The organism is Nostoc sp. PCC 9305, assembly GCF_963920915.1.
Classification (GTDB): domain Bacteria; phylum Cyanobacteriota; class Cyanobacteriia; order Cyanobacteriales; family Nostocaceae; genus Nostoc.
In genome coordinates this window covers 1-6,612 of sequence record NZ_CAWUDN010000194.1, presented here as the reverse complement: position 1 = coordinate 6,612, position 6,612 = coordinate 1, and the positions used below count along the sequence as shown (strand labels likewise).

At 42.5% G+C, this 6,612-nt stretch carries 4 protein-coding genes; all 4 read left to right on the top strand.

Annotated features, from left to right (window positions below; all coding sequences use genetic code 11):
- Nucleotides 1-726: 726 nt before the first annotated feature.
- The 4 genes from ACM0OX_RS34685 to ACM0OX_RS34670 all read left to right on the top strand — a co-directional run bounded on the left by ACM0OX_RS34685 (nt 727) and on the right by ACM0OX_RS34670 (nt 5,982).
- A complete protein-coding gene (locus tag ACM0OX_RS34685) occupies nt 727-951 on the top strand; it encodes a hypothetical protein (RefSeq protein ID WP_414519635.1) in 225 nt (74 codons plus the stop codon).
- A gap of 326 nt (nt 952-1,277) precedes the next feature.
- Complete coding sequence (locus tag ACM0OX_RS34680) at nt 1,278-2,669, top strand: malic enzyme-like NAD(P)-binding protein (RefSeq protein WP_414519633.1); 1,392 nt, start codon at nt 1,278-1,280, stop codon at nt 2,667-2,669.
- Between the two features lie 364 nt (nt 2,670-3,033).
- Nucleotides 3,034-5,322, top strand: a complete 2,289-nt coding sequence (locus ACM0OX_RS34675) for a PhoD-like phosphatase (RefSeq protein ID WP_414519631.1) — start codon at nt 3,034-3,036, stop codon at nt 5,320-5,322.
- Between the two features lie 186 nt (nt 5,323-5,508).
- Nucleotides 5,509-5,982 carry a hypothetical protein gene (locus ACM0OX_RS34670; RefSeq protein ID WP_414519629.1) on the top strand — a complete coding sequence of 158 codons (474 nt, stop codon included), beginning with the start codon at nt 5,509-5,511 and terminating at the stop codon, nt 5,980-5,982.
- Nucleotides 5,983-6,612 lie beyond the last annotated feature (630 nt).

The following is a 6,612-nucleotide window of genomic DNA, read 5'->3' as shown; positions in this document are numbered from 1 at the left end:
TAGGGGGATCTTCAACGATTTTGGTTTTATACAAAGATGTGTGTACACCGTAGCTTATAAAGCAATACAGTTCAGTTAAGCGTTTCTTTCTTCTCTCAGTGTTCTCTGCGCCTCTGTGGTAGCCGTACCACTTGCCTACGGCACGCTCCGCGAACGTGGAAGCAAGCTACGCGTAGCGTCTCGTAGAGAAGCGTCTACGTTAAAAAAATTAACTATGACAAAGAGTTTTAGCCTTAACCCAAGCGTATTGGGTTATATATCAGAACTTAATTTAACAACAAAATAATTTAGATAAAAAGAGAATATTAAATTAGAAATTGTTGTTAAAGTTGATAAATTTATATTATTAAAACTGAGTGATAACGAAATTTGCTAAAAGTTTTATTTTGGCTACATCACTAGTTTAGGACTTTTTCCATACCCTAATTCTCGCTGCAATTGCTGCCAAAGAAAATGTGGTTTTTTGCCGAATTGACGACGCGGCGGCTAAAATTAGGATTCGCTCTAAATGAAACAAAGATGCTGATTGAACGGCAATTATTGATAGTGTTCAAACTAAGTTGCAAATACCTCAAAATTCCTATACAGCACTTCCAGCTATTATGCAATACAGACCGCCAGGGAATAGAATTCCCTGTCTAATGGTGTAAGTCCTCTAGAAGAGGACTAGAAAAACTTGGGTTAAAGCACTGACAGCTATTATGCAATACAGTACAGTTTTTCTTCTTGCCCTTTTCTATCACAGCTTTTAGCTTTGAGGATGTACCTCATAGCTGCCGGAAGTGCTGTAATACATGGGCAGATGTGCTAAACCGCGCCAATTTGGGTATAGAAGTAATGCACGAGCGCAATGCTCACAACTTCCCTCTGGATTTGGCTGCTGGTGAGGCGGTACCTGTGGCAACAATGTCTACGACGGGCTACGCCTACGCATCTGTAATTCACGGTTAATTGTAAGTTAAAATTCACTGCGCTCTCTGTCTAGAGGGCGCTTTTTTCATGCATAAAGCTATAGTTATACAAATATTTACATAGATAAAATATAAAAAAAATATCTGGTGTATTTGGGTACAATTACTAAATTGTTACTCATTTATATTAGTAAATGCATTGGTATAAATAAAAATAATTATCAAAACTGTAAGCAGTGAGTAAACTAACTACTGATGATTATCCCAAAAGTTTACATACATTGTGTTTCTACAGACTACAAATCTCAGATTTTAGTTTTTGTCTCAATTCAATATAAAATCTAAAACTTAAAATCCAAAATCAACATGGCAGACCTAACTCCTAATTCTAGTTTTAGTTTGACACTGCGCTTGCAGATTCCCAATCGTGTAGGGATGTTGGCATCGGTAACACATGCGATCGCAACTACTGGCGGTAATCTCGGACAAATTGATTTAATCGAGCAAACCCGTAAAGAGTCCACCCGCGATATTACTGTGGATGCTGCTAGTACTGAACACGCTGAAACCATTGTGCAAGCAGTCAAAGCCTTGCCAGATATCAAGTTACTCAGTGTTTACGATCGCACCTTCAATTTGCATCGCGGTGGCAAAATCAGCATTACCAGTAGAATTCCTCTGAAGAGTGTTTCCGATTTGGCAATGGCTTACACCCCCGGAGTGGGTCGAATTTGTACTGCGATCGCTCAAGACCCAGAGGAAGTTTACAACTTAACCATCAAACAAAACACCGTTGCTATTGTTACCGATGGTAGTGCCGTTTTGGGTTTGGGAAATCTCGGCCCAGCCGCCGCCCTACCAGTCATGGAAGGCAAAGCAATGCTATTCAAAGAATTTGCAGGGCTAGATGCTTTTCCTATTTGTCTCGCCACCCAAGATACAGAAGAAATTATCCAGGCAGTTAAAAATATTGCTCCGGTGTTTGGGGGCGTGAATTTAGAGGATATCGCTGCACCTCGCTGCTTTGAAATTGAAAAGAGATTACGCCAAGAGTTAGATATCCCCGTTTTTCACGATGACCAGCACGGTACAGCAATTGTCACCTTGGCAGCGTTGTTTAATTCACTGAAACTGGTACATAAATCCTTAGCAGAAATCAAGATTGTGATTAACGGTGCTGGAGCGGCGGGAGTGGCGATCGCTCGGTTACTCCGTAAAGCTGGGGCAGAAAAAATCTGGATGTGCGATTCTAAAGGGATTATCTCTACCAATCGCACCGATTTGACAGAAGAAAAACTCGAATTTGCTGTGAAAGGTCAGGGTACATTGGCGGGTGCAATGCAAGGGGCAGATGTGTTTATTGGAGTCAGCGCACCAGGAGTTTTGACACCAGAAATGGTGCAATCGATGGCGAAAGATCCAATTATCTTTGCAATGGCAAATCCGATTCCAGAGATTCAGCCAGAATTAATCAGTAAAGATGTTGCTGTGATCGCAACCGGTCGCAGCGATTACCCAAATCAAATCAATAACGTCCTTGCTTTTCCTGGGGTATTCCGTGGTGCTTTAGATTGTCGGGCACAGACAATTACCATCAAAATGTACCTCGAAGCCGCAAGTGCGATCGCCTCTTTAGTCAAACCTTCAGACTTAAATCGGGAACATATTATTCCTTCAGTCTTTGATGAGCGCGTTGTTACTGCTGTTGCTGCTGCTGTGCAACGTGCCGCGCGTGAAGAAGGTATCGCGCAAAATTGATTAAAAGAGAATTCAGAATTCAGAATGCTTTTCCATTGGAGACTTAGACCAGTCACTACTAAATTCAAAATTTGGTGCGATGTTTCACCGTTTATTCAAACGCTCCAATTCAATTCTGTAGCTTGCTTCCCTGAAAGGGTATTCTGGCTTCTGACTCCTGAATTCTTTCTTTTCAACTAAAATAATTACTTTTATGGGATGGGCATCTTGTCCGTCCCTGAACTTTTAGGCTGCAATCTATTTGCGCTATAAACTGATGTTAAACAGACGAGAATTGATGCATGATTGGTGATTAGATGAGTTGGGGCTACCAATTTAGGAGCAAAGTAACACATCTAAAACACCATCATGTCAACTGTTTGCAATGAAGTATCAAGTTGGGGACGAGTTTTTACAAGAACTACCACTGATTTTAGCCGGGCCAATCCTCAAACATACTGAGCCAGAGTCGGTGACAGTGTGGGTGGCACTAAAACAATCTTGTCAGGTAGAACTTAAGGTTTACGACACAACAAATGATGGTGAAGCACTAGGAAATTGCTTATTGGAGGGAGAACGCTCTACCTTTGCTCTGGGTAAGTATCTTCATATAGTTGCGATCGCGGCTCGGTCTACAATTGGACATCGCCTAACTGGAGGTCACATCTATGCATACGACCTTCAGTTTACTGTTGCTGACCAAACCACAGAAACTCTGCAACAAGCATTATGTTCAAACTCCTCTCCTACAGTCAGCATCAGCTACTTCGATCATCAAAAACCAACCTTTGCTCTACCGCCAAACCGTCTTCAAGATTTGCAAATTGTCCATGCTTCCTGCCGTAAACCTCATGGTCATGGGTTTGATGCATTGCCAATTCTCGATACTATGATTCAGGCATCAGCAAATCAACCCCAGCACCGACCTCACCAGCTGTTTCTCACGGGAGATCAAATTTATGGAGATGATGTAGCAGATCCGTCGTTGTGGGTTGCCACTACTCTTGGTGATGTCCTCTTGGGTTGGGAAGAACAACTTCCGGTGAATGGAGTGTACTGTACTCCCCAGCAGCTACTCCCTGGAGAACGGGCTGATGCTGCGACAAATCAAGCTGGCTTGACCGCAGGATTACATAATAAAGCTGAGAAGGTCAACAGTCATCTTTTCAGTCTGGGTGAATATTACGCTACTTATTTACTAGCTTGGTCGCCAGTGTGCTGGCCGACAACATTTCCCAAAGGACACCAAGTAACACGCGATCGCCATGCGATCAAAGACTGGAATCGTGCAGTCAAGCATTTGCGACAATTCATCTATACCCTTTGGAAAGTGCGCCGCGCCCTTGCCAATATCCCCATGCACAGCATCTTTGATGACCATGATGTTAGTGATGATTGGAATTTGAACCAAGCTTGGTGTTTGCGAGTGCTGGGGCGGCCATTAGGGCGAAGAATAGTCCAAAATGCATTGTTAGCCTATACGGTATTTCAAGGTTGGGGCAATACACCAGGGCAATTTGCAGAAGGAAAACCAGGTGAAAAGCTGTTGGCGGCTGCACAAGCTTGGTCAGCTTCTCAAGGAATGGATGCAAAGGCTGATCGGGCGATCGCTCGTTATGTAGGAATGCCAGCCAACGATCCCCACACAGGTTTACCTGTTTTAGTCCGAGACGGTTCAGTATTTATTCTGGATCGAGATCCTGAAGCGCTGACTTGGCATTACATAGTCCGCAGCGATTGCCATGAAGTAATTGTGCTGGATACACGTACATGGCGAGGTTATCCAGCCGATCAAAAACCAATTGCCCCACCGATGCTGTTGTGTCCCAAAGCCTTTGAACAACAACTACTTTTGCCTTTACAAGAAATAGATGAACAAACTCAGATTAAAACTACATTTGTGATTGCGCCTACAAATGTATTTGGATTACAAGTGATTGATTGGATTCATCATTGGCACTTAAAACAGGAGAAAGTTTTTTCAACAGATGTTGGAGATGCCTGGAATATTAATGTTGAAGCATTGGCGAAATTCCTAACTACTTTGTTTGAGGAACGTCAACAAGTCGTGATTCTATCTGGGGATATTCACTACAGTTCTGTTGCTCACTTATCTTATGCACGCACCCATTCCAAATTACAATCTGTCTTAGTACAGTTAACCGCTAGTGCATTGAAGAATGAAGAGATGTTGACGCGGCTGATTCATACACGATTGAAAGATTGGCTTTTACCAGAAAAGGTGCGACATTGGATCGGATGGATTAATCCACCCAATATGGTAGAAATTTCCGAGAAACAATTACACCATAATCGTCAGCTGCTGAATGACTCTGACTGGCATTGTGTGCTGGAGTGGATACCTCGAAACAGCGTTCGGACTTCTACCTACACAGCAGATATATTATCGTTAATAGCTCCCTGGAAACGGGTCGAAAATGCCAAATTGAAATGGTTACAACCCCTGATTTTTTGGAAATCTCGTTGGTTTCAGGAGGGACGAGAAGTCGTTGGATTGAATAATTTAGCTCTGGTTCACTTTGAATTAGCAGATGAGAGTAATTCTTGCAAAGTTATTCAAGATTTGTACTGGTTTTCTTGTTGGTATCCAACCCAAATTGTTTACAGTCGTTTTGAGAGCCAGTTAACGCCCAATCAGTCATTGTTAAGATGACACCGGAAGATCCCCCCAACCCCCCTTAAAAAGCAGGGCTTAATATAATAAAGGCTTGCTCTAATTCCCTCTTTTTTAAGGAGGGTTAGGGAGGATCAAGTCTTAAGCAAAGCAAGCGTATTATATTGATTTTGATTGTATATGTGGGCACTCTAGATGAAAGAAACTTACTGGAGAGTGATTTCTATGTCTACGACCCCAATTAGTGCAACATTGGCACAAACAGACAGAGATGCTGTGTTGCAAGCGATCGCCACGATTAAAGAAAAATTACCATTTTTGGTTGATTTGAGTGCCGACGATCGCAAGACTTTACCCAAGATGGGAGATAAGAGTCGGGCGTTTGTGAGTAAAGCATTAGAGGTGGCGGCGCAGAATCCAGAGTTTTTACCGCGATCGTTTGACTTGGATGAAATGCGGAAGGACGTACAATTATTTGAAGCATTGTATCCGGTGTTGTTGTCGTTGACGCAGTTACAAGAGTTGGTAGATGATACATCTCTTGCAGTCGGTAGTGAAGCTTATGCAGCCGCGTTACAGGTGTATAACTATGCAAAAGCCAGTGGACAGGGCGCGGGTTTAGATGCAGTGGTTGTGGAAATGGGACAACGATTTGCTCGTAAACCTGGAAAATCCAAGTCTCAAAAAGCAGCGTTGTAGAAAATAGCTCAGTACTTGCACTTAAAACGTGCAACATTAAAGCTCAGAATTTGGATGTTGGAGTTAAAAGCACGACATTCCGAGTTCTGAGCTTCGTTTTTCGAGTTCAAAGGTGCAACGTTCAAGCAAAAAGGTGCAACTTCCGAGTTCAAAGGTGCAACGTTTGAGTAAAAAGGTGCAACTTCCGAGTTCAGAGGCTCAACGTTCGAGTAAAAAGGTGCAACTTCCGAGTTCAAAGGCTCAACGTTCGAGTAAAAAGGTGCAACTTCCGAGTTCAGAGGCTCAACGTTCGAGTAAAAAGGTGCAACTTCCGAGTTCAAAGGCTCAACGTTCGAGATAAAAGCTTAATTTTTGAGGTTCAGCAGTCTGGAATTTGAGCTAAAGTCCTAATATCTCAGGAGTCGAATAAGTCCGTGAGGTGACAAACATTGCACGACGGATTACTGCTATTTTGCTGCTAGAAACTGCCTTAGATACTAATTATGAAAAAGTCAAGCAATCCACTTACACTTGACCCAAGTAAATAAAGGTAAGGAAGTACGAATATAACCTATATATTACCCCCCTTTTTAAGGCTACGGTGTACACACATCTTTCTAGAAAACCAAAATCGTCGTAGATCCCCCTAAA